This window comes from Mesorhizobium caraganae, from assembly GCF_016836705.1.
Classification (GTDB): domain Bacteria; phylum Pseudomonadota; class Alphaproteobacteria; order Rhizobiales; family Rhizobiaceae; genus Mesorhizobium; species Mesorhizobium caraganae.
In genome coordinates, this window is sequence record NZ_JAFCGY010000017.1 from 14,380 (window position 1) to 31,766 (window position 17,387).

At 60.5% G+C, this 17,387-nt stretch carries 18 protein-coding genes; 11 read left to right on the forward strand and 7 right to left on the reverse strand.

Going from position 1 to position 17,387, the window contains the following annotated elements:
• Positions 1-24 precede the first annotated feature (24 nt).
• Complete coding sequence (locus JQK88_RS23775; RefSeq protein ID WP_203279607.1) at positions 25-342, forward strand: hypothetical protein; 318 nt, start codon at positions 25-27, stop codon at positions 340-342.
• A gap of 831 nt (positions 343-1,173) precedes the next feature.
• Positions 1,174-2,262: an NAD(P)H-dependent flavin oxidoreductase gene (locus JQK88_RS23780; protein WP_203279660.1), complete on the forward strand. Its 1,089-nt coding sequence runs from the start codon at positions 1,174-1,176 to the stop codon at positions 2,260-2,262.
• A 578-nt stretch (positions 2,263-2,840) separates the two neighbouring features.
• On the opposite strand, the gene JQK88_RS23785 is transcribed toward JQK88_RS23780, so the two are convergent.
• Positions 2,841-4,310 (reverse strand): FAD-binding oxidoreductase, encoded by a 1,470-nt coding sequence (locus tag JQK88_RS23785; RefSeq protein WP_203279608.1) that lies wholly within the window; start codon positions 4,308-4,310, stop codon positions 2,841-2,843.
• Positions 4,311-4,433: 123 nt separating this feature from the next.
• On the opposite strand from JQK88_RS23785, the gene JQK88_RS23790 reads away from it, so the two are divergent.
• Together JQK88_RS23790 and JQK88_RS23795 are read left to right on the forward strand one after the other, a co-directional pair.
• The gene (locus JQK88_RS23790) at positions 4,434-5,132 is read left to right on the forward strand and encodes a winged helix-turn-helix transcriptional regulator (RefSeq protein ID WP_192247706.1); all 699 of its coding nucleotides are present in this window, start codon (positions 4,434-4,436) and stop codon (positions 5,130-5,132) included.
• Positions 5,133-6,066: 934 nt separating this feature from the next.
• Positions 6,067-7,281 carry an NAD-dependent formate dehydrogenase gene (locus JQK88_RS23795; protein WP_203279609.1) on the forward strand — a complete coding sequence of 405 codons (1,215 nt, stop codon included), beginning with the start codon at positions 6,067-6,069 and terminating at the stop codon, positions 7,279-7,281.
• A 724-nt stretch (positions 7,282-8,005) separates the two neighbouring features.
• Here the strand turns inward: JQK88_RS23795 and JQK88_RS23800 are convergent.
• The 4 genes from JQK88_RS23800 to JQK88_RS23815 form a co-directional block, all read right to left on the reverse strand.
• Positions 8,006-8,512: a GNAT family N-acetyltransferase gene (locus tag JQK88_RS23800; RefSeq protein ID WP_203279610.1), complete on the reverse strand. Its 507-nt coding sequence runs from the start codon at positions 8,510-8,512 to the stop codon at positions 8,006-8,008.
• A 241-nt stretch (positions 8,513-8,753) separates the two neighbouring features.
• Entirely contained in the window at positions 8,754-9,266 is a 513-nt protein-coding gene (locus tag JQK88_RS37815) for a sulfotransferase family protein (RefSeq protein ID WP_446669882.1), read from the reverse strand.
• Positions 9,267-9,728: 462 nt separating this feature from the next.
• Positions 9,729-9,914: a hypothetical protein gene (locus JQK88_RS23810; protein ID WP_203279611.1), complete on the reverse strand. Its 186-nt coding sequence runs from the start codon at positions 9,912-9,914 to the stop codon at positions 9,729-9,731.
• 792 nt (positions 9,915-10,706) lie between these two features.
• Complete coding sequence (locus tag JQK88_RS23815; protein ID WP_192247697.1) at positions 10,707-11,117, reverse strand: hypothetical protein; 411 nt, start codon at positions 11,115-11,117, stop codon at positions 10,707-10,709.
• A gap of 90 nt (positions 11,118-11,207) precedes the next feature.
• Between JQK88_RS23815 and JQK88_RS36400 the strand changes: the two genes are divergently transcribed.
• Positions 11,208-11,561: an aminotransferase class V-fold PLP-dependent enzyme gene (locus JQK88_RS36400; protein ID WP_246749997.1), complete on the forward strand. Its 354-nt coding sequence runs from the start codon at positions 11,208-11,210 to the stop codon at positions 11,559-11,561.
• Between the two features lie 673 nt (positions 11,562-12,234).
• On the opposite strand, the gene JQK88_RS23825 is transcribed toward JQK88_RS36400, so the two are convergent.
• The gene (locus JQK88_RS23825; RefSeq protein ID WP_192247695.1) at positions 12,235-12,846 is read right to left on the reverse strand and encodes a TetR/AcrR family transcriptional regulator; all 612 of its coding nucleotides are present in this window, start codon (positions 12,844-12,846) and stop codon (positions 12,235-12,237) included.
• A 214-nt stretch (positions 12,847-13,060) separates the two neighbouring features.
• Here JQK88_RS23825 and JQK88_RS37525 point away from each other — a divergent pair, with 214 nt between their 5' ends.
• The 6 genes from JQK88_RS37525 (at position 13,061) to JQK88_RS23855 (ending at position 16,631) form a co-directional block, all read left to right on the forward strand.
• The gene (locus tag JQK88_RS37525) at positions 13,061-13,723 is read left to right on the forward strand and encodes an alpha/beta hydrolase (protein WP_376740449.1); all 663 of its coding nucleotides are present in this window, start codon (positions 13,061-13,063) and stop codon (positions 13,721-13,723) included.
• Positions 13,717-13,938, forward strand: a complete 222-nt coding sequence (locus tag JQK88_RS23835; RefSeq protein ID WP_210388377.1) for an alpha/beta hydrolase family protein — start codon at positions 13,717-13,719, stop codon at positions 13,936-13,938. Before JQK88_RS37525 ends, JQK88_RS23835 begins: the two co-directional genes overlap by 7 nt.
• A gap of 36 nt (positions 13,939-13,974) precedes the next feature.
• Positions 13,975-14,409, forward strand: coding sequence for a YybH family protein (locus JQK88_RS23840; RefSeq protein ID WP_192247692.1), 435 nt, complete (start codon positions 13,975-13,977; stop codon positions 14,407-14,409).
• A gap of 35 nt (positions 14,410-14,444) precedes the next feature.
• Complete coding sequence (locus JQK88_RS23845) at positions 14,445-15,233, forward strand: enoyl-CoA hydratase/isomerase family protein (protein ID WP_192247690.1); 789 nt, start codon at positions 14,445-14,447, stop codon at positions 15,231-15,233.
• Positions 15,234-15,314: 81 nt separating this feature from the next.
• A complete protein-coding gene (locus JQK88_RS23850; RefSeq protein WP_192247688.1) occupies positions 15,315-15,848 on the forward strand; it encodes a hypothetical protein in 534 nt (177 codons plus the stop codon).
• A 6-nt stretch (positions 15,849-15,854) separates the two neighbouring features.
• Positions 15,855-16,631, forward strand: coding sequence for an alpha/beta fold hydrolase (locus tag JQK88_RS23855; protein WP_192247686.1), 777 nt, complete (start codon positions 15,855-15,857; stop codon positions 16,629-16,631).
• 438 nt (positions 16,632-17,069) lie between these two features.
• Here JQK88_RS23855 and JQK88_RS23860 read toward each other — a convergent pair whose 3' ends face one another.
• Complete coding sequence (locus JQK88_RS23860; protein ID WP_192247685.1) at positions 17,070-17,369, reverse strand: putative quinol monooxygenase; 300 nt, start codon at positions 17,367-17,369, stop codon at positions 17,070-17,072.
• Between the last annotated feature and the right edge of the window lie 18 nt (positions 17,370-17,387).

Sequence of the window (17,387 nt, forward strand, 5' to 3'; positions counted from 1 at the left end):
AACGACAAGGGCAAGGTCGGGGGCATGGTGAAGTATTCCCGCTCGAACTTCATGACGCCGATACCGCCGGCGGCCGGGATAGTAGTGGGCGATCCGGCCAGGGAACGTCTTGGCCGTCAAATCATCGAGTTGTTCCAAAGCGGCATGGATCAGCCAGACGAGTTGTTGTTGGCCCTAAACCATCACTACGACGAGTGGCTTGGTGAGGTTGGCCTGCCGTCGTCTTGTGCCGACCAAGCTGCATCGCTGATCTCTGGCGCTGCTCCCTCTCCTGCGGATCACCCGTCGATGTCGCCGCAACGCTTCCCCCAACGAAAAACCCCGCAGGGGCGGGGCTTCTAGTATTTTTCGGCGCGGGCTTGCGCTCCACTGAAAACAGTGACGGAGCAGATAGGCGACAGGGCCAGCCTCTGCCGTTACGGCGAGTCAGGATATCGTTGCATCGCCGTTCCGAGCCGCGTCGAACGCGACCGGTCAATTGATGACATTGCTGGCGGTAGAACCAGCGAGTGTGCGCGTCACGGATGCCGGAAAGCAGCGGTCGTTCAATTGCGGAATTCGGATGGACTCCGACTATCCTTGCACACCCTGCAAAGCTGCGCCGATGGCGCTTGCAAGGACGACAGGAAAACACCATGTGTAGACTGATAGCGAACAAGCTGGAAACGTCGGTTCAAGTCCGACGGCCCCGACCAAATCGGGGTTTCGTCTAGAGTAGGACACCACACTTGGTAAACGCCGCTCCCTTCCGGTCGAGCGGCGTTTTCGTATCTTCTGTAAAAAGGCAACAAACGGCCCGCATTGTGGAAAGGCTAGTCTTGTAGCGCTGGCTAGTGGTCAAAATCTGACACTTGGTACCCGATGCGGAATACCTCTTCCGTCCCCGATGCGGACGTTCACTCGCCCTTGGCCGAACTCACGCCCATGACCCAAATGCGACCTTCCGAAGCTATATTCTCTCCTCTAAAGCCGACATTGGCCGCGACCAGCACGCTCTAAATCCGTACGATGAACGTCCGGGGCGGTGATGGATAGCAGGCGTTCGCGCTGACCGAGCGCCTCTACAATCCCTGGCGCTGGCACTTGGCCATCTCAACGCATGGAAAATGGGCAACGGGTATGGTAGCCTGATCTTGAGTCCGAACCGTCATGCTGGTGGACAGGGACAGTGCCATGTGGCCGGACCGACGCATCCTTGATCTTTTCGGCGTTGAGCTGCCGATCCTGCAGGCGCCCATGGCGGGTTCGTCCGGGCCTGAACTGGCGATCGCGGTCTGCGAAGCGGGCGGGCTCGGCTCGCTGCCATGCGCCATGCTGGACGACGACAAGATTCGCGCTGACTTCGGTAGCGTCCGGCAACGCACCAGCCGGCCGCTGAACCTCAATTTCATGTGCCACGTGCAGCCGGTTGCCGATGCGGATCGCGAAGCGGCCTGGCGCCAGCGCCTCGCGCCCTATTACAGCGAGTTCGGCATCGACGCCGATGCGATTCCCTCCGGTCCAACCCCCATTACCTTCAACGAATCGGGATGCGCCATCGTCGAGGAGCTTTCACCGGAGGTGGTCAGTTTCCACTTCGGCCTGCCGGAGCCAGACCTTGTGGAGCGGGTGAAGGCCACCGGCGCGAAAGTGATCGCCTCGGCGACGACGGTCGAAGAGGCGCGCTGGCTCGAGGCGCGTGGCTGCGACGCAATCATCGCGCAAGGCGCGGAGGCCGGCGGTCATCGCGGGGTCTTTCTGGGCTCGGATGTTTTGAGCCAGCCCGGCACATTCGCGCTGGTGCCGCAGGTCGCCGATGCAGTCGCAGTGCCGGTGATCGCGGCAGGTGGCATTGCTGACGGCCGCGGCATCGCCGCCGCCTTCATGCTCGGCGCGTCGGCAGTGCAGATCGGTACCGCCTACCTGCGCTGTCCGGAATCCCTGGCCAGCGCCGTCCACAGAAGCGCGCTGGCACATGCGCGCGATGACGGGACAACACTTACCAACGTGTTCACCGGGCGTCCGGCACGGGCTATCGTCAACCGCTTCATGCGCGAAATGGGACCGGTGGGCGCCAGCGTCCCGGACTTCCCGCTCGCCACCCCCGCCGTCATGCCCCTCAAGGCCAAGGCCGAGGCATCGGGCTCAGGGGATTTTTCGCCGCTGTTGGCCGGACAGACGGCCGCGCTGGGCCAACCGTTGCCCGCGAAAGAACTGACGCAGAAATGGGCCTCGCACGCAACACAACTGGTGGGGCTGCAGGTGGCCGATCCAATCGGCTGACCGGGCACTCTAGTTTGGAGTTCAGACTGAATGAGCTCCGGGGGCGCAGTTGGTCAGTCGTGCGCTGGCTCGCGGCTGTTAGTCTAGTAGCTCCTGGCGCACTCGTCAGCGCTTGCAACCTCCACACACCTGATGGAAACACTTACCGTCATGTATGCGTTGCCTCTCAATTTGAATCGCCTCGGCGGCGATTTCATGAGGCGGATGGGAGCGTCAAGCTCGATGCCCATCCGGCCTCAATTTCTCTGTTAGCCAACAGCAAGGCGAAAGAGGCTCACATGATCATTACCGAAATTGCCCGGCGGTTTCCCCCGGCAAGCGAGCGCCCGACTTCGTGCTGCCTGAAGTGATTGGGAGCGGGTGGTGGGTCTTTCGCGCCGGATTGCAGAGCCGCTCAGCATATCCAGAGCGGCATTAAAGGACCGGGTCGGGTGGAAAGCGGAAGGTCGGTCCGAACGCGCCGGCGTTCGCTTTCGCCGATACCGGTCATTCACGGCCGCGCAGCCCTAGCGCCCGGTTATGCACTCGCCCAGGCGCCTCCGGCAGCGTCGCACCCATCCAACACCATCCCAAATTTATCAAATATCGCCCGCGCCGTCGGAACCGCTCACACCGGCACTCAGCCCCGGGCGAATGTTTTGGTTATGGTGGAAGACGTTGTCGGGGTCGTACGAGGACTTCACGTCAGCCAGCCGGTCAAAGACGGAGTCGCCGTACGCCTCGCGGACCCGGCCCGGGTCTTCGTCGCCGCCGAGGAAATTGACGTAGACGCCTTCGCGGAAGGGGCCAAGGGCGGCGAGGAACCCCCTCGTCCAAGCTGTCTCTCGGTCGCCGAAGTCCTCGCCGGGCCGCCACGCAGCGTGGACGATGATCGCGTGCGACGCTTGCCGGTTCCCGAACGCCGTCGCGCCCTCGGCCACTCGGCTCACCGCCCCCTTCAGATGGAACATTGCCACATACGACCGCGGCGACGAGCAGGAGAACGCGTGCCCGGCAATCATGTCGATGAGGTTGTCACGGAGCGCGGGTAGGTGGGTGGCCTTCCAGTAGTAGTTCCAACCGTGGAGGACGGTCGAGTCGAGCGCGCTCTGGAATACCACGTATGGCTTGGGCCCGGCCAGATCGAGGAGGGGAGTCCGAAATGCGCGGAGCGGGCGGAGCGACTTCTCACCGTCCTCGATCGGCCCGGCGTAGCACGCGCCCACCATCACCACCGGGCGCCAGTGCAGTTCCTTGGGGATGACCGATAGAGGCGGCACGGTGCAGAATTTTACGATCGTGCCGAGCTCGTCGGGAGCGTCGCGGATGAAGTCGCGGTAGAAACGGAGGACCTCCCCGGCGTCGCTCGCGTCCCAGAGGATGGGTCCAGCCAGAACGGTGGGGCCGACGGGATGGAGGCGGAACTCGAACGAGGTGACCACCCCGAAGTTGCCGCCGCCGCCGCGCAACGCCCAGAACAGGTCGGGGTGCTCGTCCTCGGACGCCCGCAGCCGCTCGCCGTCGGCCTTCACGACGTCGGCAGCGAGGAGGTTGTCGACCGCGAGGCCATGCTTGCGCATCAGCCAGCCGATGCCACCGCCGAGGGTGAGCCCGGCGACTCCGGTATGGCTCACGATTCCGCCGGTGGTGGCCAGGCCGTGCGCCTGTGTTTCGCGGTCGACGTCGCCCCACAGCGCGCCACCCTGCACCCACGCCCTGCGGCCGGCGGGATCGACCCGCACGCCCCGCATCGCCGAGAGGTCGATGACGATCCCGTCGTCGCAAACGGCGGTGCCCGCCACGCCGTGGCCTCCGCCCCGTATGGCGATTTCCAGATCGTGGTCGCGAGCGAAACGCACGGCCGCGACTACGTCGGCGGTCCCGATGCATCGGGCGATCAGATGCGGGCGCCGGTCAATGGCGCCGTTCCAGATTGCACGGGTGACATCGTAGTCGGCGTGGCTGGCATTGATCAGCCGGCCTCGGAACCCGTCGATTTCCACGACGGTTGGCTGCATGCTCCCGTGGTCGGCTTCTGCGTACGTTGTTGTCGTCATAGGTGTCGTCATCGTGTCCTCCTCTCGTCGAGAGAGGCCACATCGGACCACGGCGGGCCGCTGCCGTATAGTCAACAATCTGGACTCCACAATCGGAGGCGGATGCGCAACACTGCTGTTGTGAGGACGTCTGTCATGAGGACATACGGCCAGTATTGCCCCATCGCTCGTGGCGCCGAGATCTTCGCCGAGCGCTGGACACCGCTGATCATCCGCAACCTGCACCTTGGCTGCGGAAACTTCGGCGAGATCCTCGAGGGCGCGCCCGGACTCTCCCGTACGCTGCTCTCAGAGCGGCTCAAGCAGCTCGAACGGCTCGGTGTCGTCGAGTCGGCACCCAAGCCGGACGGGCGCGGGCGCCACTACGAGCTCACTTCGGCGGGCCACGAGCTCTTCACGGTCTGCCAGTCGCTCGGCGAGTGGGGTGCGCATTGGCTCGAGATCGCCCCCCAGCACCTAGACCCCTTTGTGGCCCTGTGGTCCATGAGCAACGCGCTTCGCCGGGACCGGCTCCCGGATCGACGTGTTGTCATCCGCTTCGACTTCACCGGCCGCCCACACCGGGAGCGCTATTGGCTACTCATCGAGCTCGGAGACACCGAGATCTGCAAGACTTACCCTGGCTTCGACGAGGACCTCTACATCACGGCGGAAGCCGAAGCTTTCGTCAAATGGCACGCCGGCCAGCTCAGTTGGTCCCAAGCCACCCGCGAGGACCGCATCCAGCTCGACGGCGACCTGTCGCTCGCAAGAGCCTTCCCGACCTGGAACGCCCGCAGCATGTTCGCCCACATCATGCCGGTCTCCCGCACCGCCACGCGTCATGCAGGTTGACATTCCGGATGCGGCATCCCGATGCGGCACCGCACCGCCGGCGTGTGACGTGAACAACTCCCATATCTCACATGCTATCCGGAATGGAAAACCGCCGGATTGCCGATCGAATCACTCGCCTGAAATTCACATAGTTCGACGCACTGATGCCGGGAGCGGGCGTATTACCAAGGTCCAAGACATCCAGTGTTTTGCCATTGGCTCGACGATTGCGAATGACAGCATCGGGTTCCATTCAAGCCGCTGCGTGAAGGGCAGCTTTTGAGAAGCACCATGAATGTCGCGAAATGGCGCAACTTGCCGGTTCCTATCGACGACAGGGAACGGCGGAGTTCCACCCTGAGCGGGCTTACGACCCCGGTACCAAGCGTCAGATTTTGACCACTAGTGCGTCCGCAACTCGAACTTGATCAGGACTTGCATAAGCTGCCTGTCTGTCTCGTCACTTTCGCCATTTCCAGGTGACATCGGTGAGCGTTGCAAACTGGCTTAGCAATACCGTCTGAGCGGCAAGCGATGCGAGATTCCTCTGCTTGATAAGCGCTGACTAACAGGTTGTTTGCAATCTTTGAGGGGATGCAGAAGCCCTTGAGGCCTGCGAAGTCGGAGCCTGCCAGTGATCATGATGCACGGTGCCCAACCTCGGCAATTCTGAAGTGTCCGCATCAAGCATTTGTTGTCCGCAGACCGTGGCGCGCCGTCTGAAATAAAGGACTCGAACGCTGCACCAGTGCCGCCCGCAGCACTTGAAACCATGCCCGGGTCTTCCATGTAATACGCAATAGCGCACAACTTTCCGAATGAGGAGGCGCCGGCAGATGAGTCTGCTCCCCACCAGCAATTCAACAGAGCATCTCCGTGCCGACCATCGTTGGCCGGCAGCTTTAACAACAGGGCGTTTTCCTCTTCGTTGTCAGACGAAGGGAGATACACAATGGCAAAGGTCGTTTGCGTCCTCTATGACGATCCGGTCGACGGTTATCCGACAAAATATGCGCGGGACGGCCTACCAAAGCTCGATCGCTATCCCGGCGGCCAGACACTTCCCACGCCGAAGGCCATCGACTTTGAACCGGGGATCCTGCTCGGCAGCGTGTCCGGCGAACTGGGTCTCCGGAAATTTCTCGAAAGCGCGGGCCACAGCCTGGTGGTGACCTCAGACAAAGACGGCCCCGCCAGCATTTTTGAACGCGAACTCGTTGACGCCGAAATCGTGATCTCGCAGCCGTTCTGGCCGGCATATCTGACCGAAGAACGAATAGCCAAGGCAAGCAGACTGAAGCTTGCGATCACCGCCGGCATCGGATCCGACCATGTCGATCTTCAGGCCGCCATGGACCGCGGCATCACGGTCGCCGAGGTGACTTACTGCAATTCGATCAGCGTGTCCGAGCATGTGGTCATGATGATCCTGGGGCTCGTGCGCAACTACATCCCGTCCTACCAGTGGGTCGTGAAAGGCGGCTGGAATATCGCCGACTGCGTCGCACGCGCCTACGATGTCGAGGGAATGCAGATCGGAACCGTCGGTGCCGGCCGGATCGGCAGCGCGGTGTTGCGCCGGCTGAAGCCGTTCGACGTCAAGTTGCACTATACCGATCGCCACCGCCTGCCTGAGGCGGTCGAGAAAGAACTTGGCGTCACCTTCCACCAGGACCCCGCATCCATGGTCGGCGTCTGCGACGTGGTGACGATCAATGCGCCTCTACATCCGGAGACGGAAAACCTCTTTGACGAGACGATGATCGCCAGGATGAAACGCGGCGCCTATCTGGTGAACACGGCGCGCGGCAAGATCTGCAATCGTGACGCCATCGCCCGCGCGCTGGAGAGTGGCCAACTCGCTGGCTATGCCGGCGACGTCTGGTTCCCGCAGCCGGCTCCCAAGGATCATCCGTGGCGATCGATGCCGCATCACGGCATGACGCCGCACATTTCAGGATCGTCGCTCTCCGCCCAGGCGCGCTATGCCGCGGGCACCCGCGAAATTCTCGAATGCTGGTTCGAAGGCCGGCCGATCCGTGAGGAATATCTGATCGTCGATGGCGGCAAGCTCGCCGGCGCTGGCGCGCATTCCTACAGCGCCGGCGACGCCACCCGCGGTTCGGAAGAGGCTGCACGCTTCAAGGCCAGGAGTGATCCGAGCTAGATCGATTTCCGCTACGCTCGACTCGGACGGGAAGAAGACAAGGGTGACGTGGGGGGCAGATCAACATGGGTCCTGCTGCCAAGGTTGATGAAAAGACCAAGGCCGAACTCAAGAAAAATTGGGCGATGATGCTGGCCGGTTCGACAAAGTCCGCTAAAGAAGATTGATGTGTCCGTGCCTCTGATTAGCGTTAACACGCTAGGGCGGAGCGGTTGGACAGGACTCACCCCAACCGGAACAAGTCAGCTTCCGCGCATGCATTCTCAAATTTCGTTGGCTGACAAGTCTTCCCGATGTGTCGCGATCTGCCATCTATTCCCCCACGCATCCTGCATCATCGCTCGTCGGTCGCCATAAGGCGTGTCCTTAGGTTCCTCAATCGACTCTCCGCCGCACCGATTGCACGCCGGTATGTTTCGTCAGTGTCTTCTATATACACATAGAGGAAAGCCGGCACTGCTTCGCGTTCGCCATCGCCGCTGACCATCACGATAGGGTCGCGAATCTTCATCTCTGCCGGCGCCCCAGTCCGGTACTCGCCGGTCGCGTCAGTTGCATGAGGGGCGAGGGGTTAGCCATGCTGCGCCTCGTAGGCTCTGCACGTTACCGGCGGATCGGCCCGGTTGGCGCTGCAGTCGTTCCTCGAGGGATCCTAAGCTTTCTGCCGCAAGTCGAACAAGACCGCGTGCTCGGGCTATAGGGCCAAGTTCGGTCCTCAGGGCGCTTACCCACGAAGGAACAGATGAATCTCCTGACCGGGATGTTCGGTGGACGGGTAGGGAGACCCGTTGGCCGTGAAACCGCGAGCCGGCAAGATTCGCCGCATGGCGGCATTATTGCTGTGTGTTGTAGCGAACACGGCTGATCCGCTTGCGAATGACAGCGCCGCGTCGACGAGACGCCAGCCCAATTTATGACGGCGATGGCTTTCTGCGACGACCACATACCCTAGTTCGACTGGGTAGGCGGCGGCGTCCGCATTTGATTTCGACTTGGCAAAGACGGCGGTTCGATAGTCCGGCTCTGGATTTTTAATCGCCGCAGTTCCGACCAGCTTCTTACCGTCATAGAGCATGACTAGGCCCCGCGCACCCTTGATGCGTTCAAGCAGTCCATAGTGGGAAACTTCGCCCTCCAACTCGACAAAGGCATCGAGTTCTTTGTCGGAATATCCATGCGGGGGCCTGGCGGTCAACGAACTGAGATGTTGCATTGCTTGAGCATAGGTCACTCAGATTGAGGTCGCAAATTCATCGACACGGGCGGGCCGAGAGCGAGGCAATTTTCAGGCGTGAATTGCGCGCCGGCGCTCGCGGTCTCGCTCGGCGAGGCTCTCCGCGCCGCCGGGCTGCCCTAGTAACGGTGCAATTTACGATGCTTGCACAACCGGACAGCAGCGAACGTCTCCATGTGGGCGCATCACGGTCACCGGTCCTTTGATCCGAAGGTCTGCTTCCATCCATTGCAGATGGTCAGACTAGTTCTGTGCAAGAGCCGACTGAAAGTCTTTGGTGTTGTTGCGATTGGGATAGGACTGGTCCGGTACTGGCACGCCAAGATGCAGGCAGAGCGGCTCCCACCCGTCGCCCAGATTGTGGATCAGCAGCTGACCCCGGCGGCGCTGTCGCAATGACCGCCCTTACATTGGCTTCGTAGACAGCTATGGCATTGGCGCGATCGTGCGGCCGGCCGCCGAAGACCTGCCTGGAGATCAAGGCAAGACACAACGCCTCCTGATCCGTGCTGTGGCTGATGCCTGCCAGGATCGTTTTCTCGAAGCTTTTCCACCAGCTTTCCGGCGATCGGTACGTCAGGATGACCCGCGCGTCCGGATAGAATTCAATCAGGTCACGCCAATAGTACGCCGAGGGCCAATCGATGCAGGACGCGTAGCCCGCAAACAGCTGGCTCCAGTCCGATGTCGCGCCCTGCGCCAGTGCACGCCAAAGCCGCTTCTGGTCTTCATTGGCCATGACTTCGGACATGTGGTGACAGGGGCCGAAGCCAAGGATCCTTCGGAATTGATCCGCAGGACGGCTGGCCCTAGATGTTCCACTCTCAGATGATCTGCGACCTAGCGACCGTCGTCGACATCGGTGAGTCGTGATCGCGAGCGTAAGCACATATTGAGGCCGACCGCTGGCTCTCCGCCCCAATGCCGCATCGTGGAGGTGGTGCGTCGCTACCGCGTAGGGTGGTCGTGGCATGAGTGCCGATGTCCGCTTGGGTCAAAGTCGACATTCAGCCGGCAGGCAAATCAAGCTAACAGAGTAGCCGAGAATTTCGTCAGTTCAGATCGCCACCGTGCACTGGTGGCTCTGAATCAGGTGCTTCTGCAAACGGTGAAGGAAGTCCCCAGGCCGCCCCTTGGATCTTGTAGGGCTCTACAGGGCCGGTGAAGCCGCCCTACGGTTGGGTAGCGACTGCGCGAGACCGAATGGCCATCGCTAGCTCTCCGCATGGCTAAAGACCACAGCGCCGTTGTCGTTACGAACTTCAACGGCGACGATTCCATCGTCACCATTTCGGGTCTGGAACATCGAGATTGCATGGTCTTTCGCAGTCTTCTCGGCGTCGAACGTCTCCTTGTCGACGATGCCCTGTCTTCCGTACCAGATGACAGTGAAGGCCATTTTTGGTCGTTCCTTTGCGCCAAGCATACAGGAATTCAGGGCGGTAGGGGATGAAAGCACGGTGCCACATTCAAGCATTGGCGCTCCACAGGGCCGGATCTGGACTCCAAACGGTAAGAGGTCGCATTCTGCCCTGGGGGAAAGAGGGGCGTGGACAAGCACCCCTTCGACAATCGCTCTGGACAGTGGCGCAAGGGTACCGCCGGCAAACGCCGTCGTCGTTCTGGCAACCCGTCGTGGTTGGGTGTCCATCTTTGCGGGCGGCGCATTCTTGGCCGGCTTGCTGACCCTTGAAATCGGCCCACCTCTCGTAGGCTGCAACATCAAGTGGAATATCAGCTACAACACAGGCGAGCGCATCTACCATGTTCCCCGGACAGGAATACTACTGGCAGACACGTAAAAGCCTTTGGAAGGGGGAGCGGTGGTTTTGCTCTGAAGCGGCCGCCCGCAAAGCTGGCTGGCGGAAATCGAGACTGTAGTGGCATAATTGGCCGGGCTTAACAGTCCGGCCTTTTTATTGAGCCTATGAGCCCAGTACGAAGACGCCCTGTGGCGCGCTCGCCCAGTGTTACGACGCTGAGCTGAAGATCCACATGCAACGCCAGTTGCGAAGCGTCTCTTCGCTCAGCTGTCCGCGGTAGTGAGCGATGACGTCTTAAAGAGTGAGGTAGTTCGAGTCAGACACGGGGCGCTATTGCGTTGATGGAGTTCTTGATCGGCGCCCGCCCTTGGCTACCAAGCGCAACGAACGCCGGCGGAAGAAAGAGGCGGCTTAAGGAAGTGACTTGGCTAGATCAACCGATGCCGCTCCTTAGATTCGTTTGCCCGTCGCCTCGTGCCATTGGTGTCAGTGGTTTTAGCTCGATGCGCCGCGTCGCTTTGAGCCCGATCTGTGTTCTTCTTCCTTCCTCCGCCAGCACCGCCTTCATTCTCCCATCGCTCGATCGCCCTCCGTTCGAGCGCCTTACGCGTCTTAAGCACGTCGAACTCAATGCCGACGCCAGCCGATAGAGCTTCGCTTGCGATGGCGTCGGCAAGATCGGCGTCGGAGATTTCCAGTTCAGGAAAGATCTGTCTTATTGCTGCTAGGGCTTCCGAGAGAGCAAATGATTTCGGGTCTCTTTGGACCTCGTTGAGGAAGGCGCTAATTGCGGCGCGCACTTCAGGCTGAATTCGGTGGGTCGGGTCCGCGCTATTCATGGCGATTCTCCCTGGCAATCGTCTTAACGGTGCATACACGTTGAGGGTTCCCTCACGCGCGCGGGCAGCAGTATCCGCGGGTATGAGTGGTTGGCCGCATTCACCGTGGCATTTATTCGCCTAGTTCTCCGGCCATTCGCGCAGGACGAGCTGATGTCGATGTGGAAGATTGGGCGCGATGTCGGCAATATGTACCATTGGAACGGCCGGCTTCTGCCGGTCGAGGATCTGTGCGCCCTGGCACGCGAACATGACATCATCCCCGTGGTCGACGGAGCGCAGACCTTCGCCCAGATGCCGCTCAGCTTCCGAAAGCTCGACTGCGACATCTTCGTGACGAGCTTGCATAAATGGCTCGGCGCGCCGGTGGGCAACGGCATGTTGGGAAGGAAGAAAAAGGAATTGACCTGCGGGCTGTCGCGCGTGTTCTGTAAATTGGGTTGATCAGCGTCCATCCGCACAGTTTCGAAAGGAGCCAACGATGCCCACCGCTGAAAGTGACATCCAGGCCGGAATCATAGCACTCCGGCGAAAGCGTAGTTCTCAGTTTCATCAACGCTGGGGCGCAAGTTTCACTAGACAAATCAAATACTTGTATGTTTTGATCCCAGCGGATCCACGTCGTTCTTTTCACGCGGAAGCAGTCCGCGAAGGGGCATATGGGTCGCTGAATTCGACTGTTTGGCCGTCGCGGAACTATACGGAACCATACGGAAAGATTTCTGATTTGGGCCCACGAAAAAGTCAATGAAATCAACGTGCCTGGCACATCCTCCGGGCCTGCCAAAACCAATGATTTTGCAATGAAAAAGTGCCCTTGTTGGAGCGATGACGGTACTTTTCGAGACTGCTTGGGCGCGTGGCCCAACGTCCCAATGTGAAAGAAATTGCCCGATTGGTCCTGATAGTTGGTGAAACCTCAAAATATTTTTTGCGGCGATTTTCCCTTTAAAATCAAAAGCGTAACTTTCTGACGGTCATACGCGATCTTATTCTAGCGACAATGGTCGATAGTTCTTGTCTTGCTTTGTCGTCTCTAAACAGTTCGACTTGCGCTGACCGCGACGATCACCGTAGCGGCTTTCGAAGCTCGATAATTAGACTAGGACCATAAGGTTTATACAAGTATCTTCCCGAATACGACTTCTTTAAAATCCAACAGAGGGCCGTCGCTCTTTTCGGCGCGCATCCGCAATAGAGTTCCCTCCCAACTATTTAATATAAAGTGCGCCAGTGACGCTGCGGTAAATCGACGGTCAATCGCCCCTTGGTCCTGCGCTTCCGATATGCAATTCTCAATTACGCCGGTCCAGGCCCCGAAATGCTTGGCCAAGCGCTCGCGTATCAGCGAGCTGTGATCTGCGGCCTCGGCGCTGAAATTACCCATCAAGCAGCCACGGGAATAGTTCGACGCCCTGAAACTCTCGATCCTGTCGTCAAAAAAGGCCTCCAACCGGGCGAGTGGCGCGATCTTCGGATTACATAGGAACTCGCGCAGCTTGATCTGGCCGCGCTCAGAATATCCATCGATCACCTCGGCCCCAAACGCCTCCTTACTGGCAAAGTAGGTGTAGAACGACCCTTTGGGCGTGCCGGCTCCCTCGACGATGCTCTGTATGCCAGTAGCGGCATATCCTTCGGCGTGAATCATCCGGATGCCCGCCGCGACGAGATTGTGCCGGGTGTCAGGCTTCGGCTTCGGGCCTCGTCGGGCTGGATGAGACTTCATGAAAAACCCTCTTGACTAATTGAAGACGACCGGTCATCTGGTATTTATCGCCGTTCAAACGACGCATGTCAACAGGGACGTTCATGCCGTCCGTCAAGGCATGCGGCGAGGTTGAGAAGCGAGTATTGCGCCGATGACGAAAGCGCCGTTAGGAGACCGGACGTGGTTCGCAAAATTGACGTGACGGTGCCTGCGGAAGGTGGAATCGACCTCGGTGCTTGGCTGTTCGTGCCAGAAGGCGCTGGCGCTCGGGCGGCCATTACGATGGCCCACGGCTTGGCCGGGAACCAGGGAGCACGGCATTGAACGGTTCGCCCAAGCCTTTGCCGCGGCAGGGTTTGTCGTTCTGGTCCATGACCATCGCAATTTCGGGACGAGTGGGGGAGATCTTCGAGGGGATATCGATCCGTGGCGGCAAGTCGCGGACTGGCGTCGCGCAATCTCCTATCTCGAGGCGCGACAGGAAGTTGATCCAACTCGCATCGGCTTGTGGGGCACGAGCTACGCTGGCGGACACGCTCTTGTGTTGGGTGCCACAGATCGACGTCTGCGCTGCATCGTTGCGCAAGTTCCGACGATCAGCGGCTATGAGCAGGGATTGCGACGAATCTCGCCCGACGCTCTGCCAACATTGGAGTGTGCCTTCAACGAGGATGAGAGAGTACAGTTGCGAGGAGAGGCGCCTCGCCGGCAGGCCGTTGTGAGCGCCGACCTTCGGTACCGGCCGCTTACCGGTCTCAGGACGCCATTGATTTTTATCTTCAGTCTCTTCCCGCAGGCCTTTGGGAAAACGAAGTCACTCTTCGCTCGACGCGGGCAGCGCGCATCTACGAGCCCGGCAATTGGATTGCCCGCGTTTCGCCGACGCCGTTGCTGATGATTGTCGCGCGCGACGACCGCATGACTGCGACCGATCTGGCGCTTGCTGCTTATGAGCGCGCGCAGGAACCCAAACGCCTCGCCTTGATCGCGGGTGGCCATTTCGACCCTTATCTGGACCAGTTTTCGCTCGCCGAAGGCGCTGCAACAGAGTGGTTTTGCGAGCATCTCGGTGACCCGCTTCTACGCTCCAGCGTCGTTCACCGGTCGTAGCAATTCACGTCAATCCAAAATGAGGCGAGTGAGATCATGATCAATGTCCAGCATTCCACCGCGGTCAACGCGGCAGACGTCGAGGAAATTCGTGCTCTGTTCTTGCGCCAAGCCGCTGGCGAAACCGCGCATGATATTGACGTGATCGACGCTGTGCTTGCGCGCGCACTGCCGGGACAGCCGGATCCCGTGAACTTCGTAGCCCGCGCCTATCGCTTCTGGGGGCGCGAGGCGGTCATCGATCACTTCCGTACTGTCTTCACCGGGACCTGGCGCTTCGAGCCAGACGAGGAAGCGATCCGGGTCATGCCCCTCGGCTCTGACGTGGCGCATATCTACGCGCCGACGCGCATCACCGCAGGTCCGGCTGACCAGGAAGCGGCGACCTACACCTTTCTGGTCAACGAATTCGCGATCCGCACCCCCGAAGGCTGGCGCATCTCGGCCATCGTTCCCGTCCCGGCGCAGTGATCGGCATCACCGACAGCAAGCATGAGGCACTCGCCATGACCCATCTGACCTGCACAATCGACCATCGTGTCGCAATCATCACACTCGACAACGCTCCGCAGAACCGCATCGGAGACCAGATGGTCGAAGAGCTCGCTGCCGCCATGGCGCGTATTGCAGGCAGCGAGGCCAGGGCTGTATTGCTGTGCGCCGCCGGGCCCGACTTCAGCTTTGGCGGCGACATCTTGCCCTGGACGGAGCGCAGCCGCTCGGAGCTCCGGGCGACCTTCGAGCGCTACATGGAGGTGTTCAACCACTTCGAGCGTCTGCCGTTGCCCGTCGTGGCGGCTGTGCAGGGACTCTGCTTCGGAGGCGGGCTTGAGCTCGCCTTGCGCGCCGACATGATATTCGCGTCGAGCTCGGCCCGGTTCGGCCATCCTGAGCAGACGCTGGGCATCGTGACTTTGCTCGGCGGTATCTACCGCGTTGCCGAACGGGCGGGTCGTGCGCGCGCATCGGAATGGGCACTGACGTCCGAGCAGGTCTCGGCCGCAGCAATGGAGCACGCCGGTGTCGTCAACAAGGTCTTCCCGGACGCCGACCTGCTCGCGGAGTCGCGCGCCTTCGTGGAAAAACTCGCGACGGGTCCAACCCGCGCCTACGCCGCGCACAAGGTGTTGCTGCGCGCCTGGGCGAATGGCGGGGTCACGGCGGCCGACGAAATCATGCTCGACATAGCAATGCCGGTTTTCGACTCGCGGGACGCGACGGGTGGCATCGCCTCGGCCGTGGATGCGATCAAAGCTGGGAGGCCGCGGCCAACCTTTCCTTTCGAAGGTGCGTAGAGCCGCCTGCAGTAGGCGACGATCGGCGTGGGGATGCTCCCATCAGCGAAATGAACGTGAGATACATAAGGGATTACTGAAATGCGCAGGACGCTCTTTGCCGCCGCTATCGGCCTAATAGCCCTCTCCAATGAATCTGTCTCCGCCGCACCGGCCGACCATAAAGATCCTCTGGACCCGTCGACCCTGACGATCATCAGGTCGCAGTTCACCAAGGTCATGGAGCTGGCTAATCAGCATGATGTCAACGCTCTGCACGAGATGTTCTGGCAATCGCCGTCAGCCCTTATTGTCGCAAAGAGCGCGAATCCGTCATCAGAAGGGAACTGGGCAGGCTTTTGGGGCAACGAGGCAATCGATCAAAAACTCCGCGCCATCGCTGCATCCGGGCCGGTCGTGCTTCAGCCGGACTTTTCAAGACTCAAAGTTGTTGGCCTCACGCATGACGTCGCGGAATCATATGCGCCGATAACCATTACCGTTTCATATGCGGGTCAGGACGGCACGCCGAAGCCATTTCTGATGATCATGAACTGGATAATGGTCGCGAAAGACTGGAAGATCGCCTCCGAAGTTATCCTGCCGGTTCCACCGGCGCCTGCCGTGAAGGAGTGACCGGCGATGATGAACAGACGAACCTTTTCTGCCACCCTGGCTGCCGGCGCAGCCGCTTCGCTGGTTGCCACCCGCGGCATGGCCGCAATCCCCGTCTCGACGAACGCACGCAACGTCGTCCTCGTGCATGGGCTATTCGCCGACGGCTCATGCTGGTCTGAGGTGATCGCGCGCTTGCAAGCGGCAGGGCTTAACGCCACTTCCGTGCAAAATCCCCTGACGACGCTACCCGAAGCAGTCGCGTCAGCGCAGCGCGTGCTGGATCGGCAGGACGGCCCGACCGTGCTTGTTGGGCATTCCTTCTCCGGAATGATCGTCACGGAAGCCGGCGTTCATCCGAACGTCTCGGCTCTTGTCTATGTGGCGGCGCGGGCGCCGGATGCGGGTGAGGACTACACGGCCTTGGCGAAGACGTTTCCGACGCCCCCGGCCTCCGCCGGAATCGTCTTCGACGGTGATGAGGGGCGTCTCAGCGAAACGGCGTTCCTGCGTGACTTCGCGGGCGATCTGCCGGAAGCGAAGGCCAAGGTCCTCTATGCTGTCCAGCAGCCGTTCCAAAAGGCCCTGCTGACGGGAAAGACCATGCACGCGGCCTGGCGGTCGAAGCCGAGTTTCTATGCCGTTTCGACGGAAGATCGGACGATCAATCCCGATCTCGAACGCTTCATGGCCAAGCGCATGGGCGCCAAGACCATCGAAGTGAAAGCAAGCCACCTTTCACTGATCTCTCATCCGGGCGAGATCGCCCAGCTCATTCTGGAAGCCGCAGGACAACCCGGATAACCGGGCGGTACGAGAGACATCTCCGACCCAGGCGATGATCGCGGGGGGGGGGCCCTGCCAGTTCGGTGATCTCACAGTGACGTTAATTGCCGAGGGCTTCGATCGCGCTATTGAGCGCGCCATCAGCCAGGCAGTCGGCTGAAGCGAGGCTAGGGCGACACCGAGGCAGTTCTAGGCGTCGCATAGCGTGCTGTGCTATGGAGGTCTTGACGGTACTTTCTTGGTTCGCAGCGAGACCATCCAAGTCGCCGAGATTGGGTCTGGAGAGGCGATCGACCTCGATAGATACCGAAACCGCACCTATAGCGTAGAACGGCGTGCGTAAAGGCGAGTATTCTTTGCGCTGCATGTCGGTCATTCCGGCCGACTTGACCACCAACCTTTTTTGACTCGCCGCCCCGGTCGAGCAGTGTGCACACAAAGCCGCAGCTGGGCCCTTCAGGTCCCGATGTCGGCGACGACCATTCCCGAGACGGGATCGGTCACGCCGAGGTCGCCGCCGAGATCCTCCAGCATGTCGCGCATGGTGTCCAACAGACCGATCATCTGCGGCCGCGCCGAGGCGAGACTGTCCATGTCGTTCCATTCACCGACAATGCAGAAGGTTCGGTCACCGGTCTGGATGAGCGCGGCTTTACGGAAGCCGTTGACGTCGAGGCTCGCCTTCTGGTGGGCTTCGATGAAGGCCTGTTCCTTGCCGGGTTTGGTGCGGAACCGGACGACGTTGTATGCAGCCATGTCTTCCTCCAAGATAGC

What these genes read in the sequence shown, in the direction of transcription:
- JQK88_RS23775 (WP_203279607.1), top strand. Translation starts at nt 25, where the DNA reads ATGGTGAAGTATTCCCGCTCGAACTTCATGACGCCGATACCGCCGGCG.
- JQK88_RS23780 (WP_203279660.1), top strand. Translation starts at nt 1,174, where the DNA reads ATGTGGCCGGACCGACGCATCCTTGATCTTTTCGGCGTTGAGCTGCCG.
- JQK88_RS23785 (WP_203279608.1), bottom strand. Translation starts at nt 4,310, where the DNA reads ATGACGACACCTATGACGACAACAACGTACGCAGAAGCCGACCACGGG.
- JQK88_RS23790 (WP_192247706.1), top strand. Translation starts at nt 4,434, where the DNA reads ATGAGGACATACGGCCAGTATTGCCCCATCGCTCGTGGCGCCGAGATC.
- JQK88_RS23795 (WP_203279609.1), top strand. Translation starts at nt 6,067, where the DNA reads ATGGCAAAGGTCGTTTGCGTCCTCTATGACGATCCGGTCGACGGTTAT.
- JQK88_RS37815 (WP_446669882.1), bottom strand. Translation starts at nt 9,266, where the DNA reads ATGTCCGAAGTCATGGCCAATGAAGACCAGAAGCGGCTTTGGCGTGCA.
- JQK88_RS23810 (WP_203279611.1), bottom strand. Translation starts at nt 9,914, where the DNA reads ATGGCCTTCACTGTCATCTGGTACGGAAGACAGGGCATCGTCGACAAG.
- JQK88_RS23815 (WP_192247697.1), bottom strand. Translation starts at nt 11,117, where the DNA reads ATGAATAGCGCGGACCCGACCCACCGAATTCAGCCTGAAGTGCGCGCC.
- JQK88_RS23825 (WP_192247695.1), bottom strand. Translation starts at nt 12,846, where the DNA reads ATGAAGTCTCATCCAGCCCGACGAGGCCCGAAGCCGAAGCCTGACACC.
- JQK88_RS23840 (WP_192247692.1), top strand. Translation starts at nt 13,975, where the DNA reads ATGATCAATGTCCAGCATTCCACCGCGGTCAACGCGGCAGACGTCGAG.
- JQK88_RS23845 (WP_192247690.1), top strand. Translation starts at nt 14,445, where the DNA reads ATGACCCATCTGACCTGCACAATCGACCATCGTGTCGCAATCATCACA.
- JQK88_RS23850 (WP_192247688.1), top strand. Translation starts at nt 15,315, where the DNA reads ATGCGCAGGACGCTCTTTGCCGCCGCTATCGGCCTAATAGCCCTCTCC.
- JQK88_RS23855 (WP_192247686.1), top strand. Translation starts at nt 15,855, where the DNA reads ATGATGAACAGACGAACCTTTTCTGCCACCCTGGCTGCCGGCGCAGCC.
- JQK88_RS23860 (WP_192247685.1), bottom strand. Translation starts at nt 17,369, where the DNA reads ATGGCTGCATACAACGTCGTCCGGTTCCGCACCAAACCCGGCAAGGAA.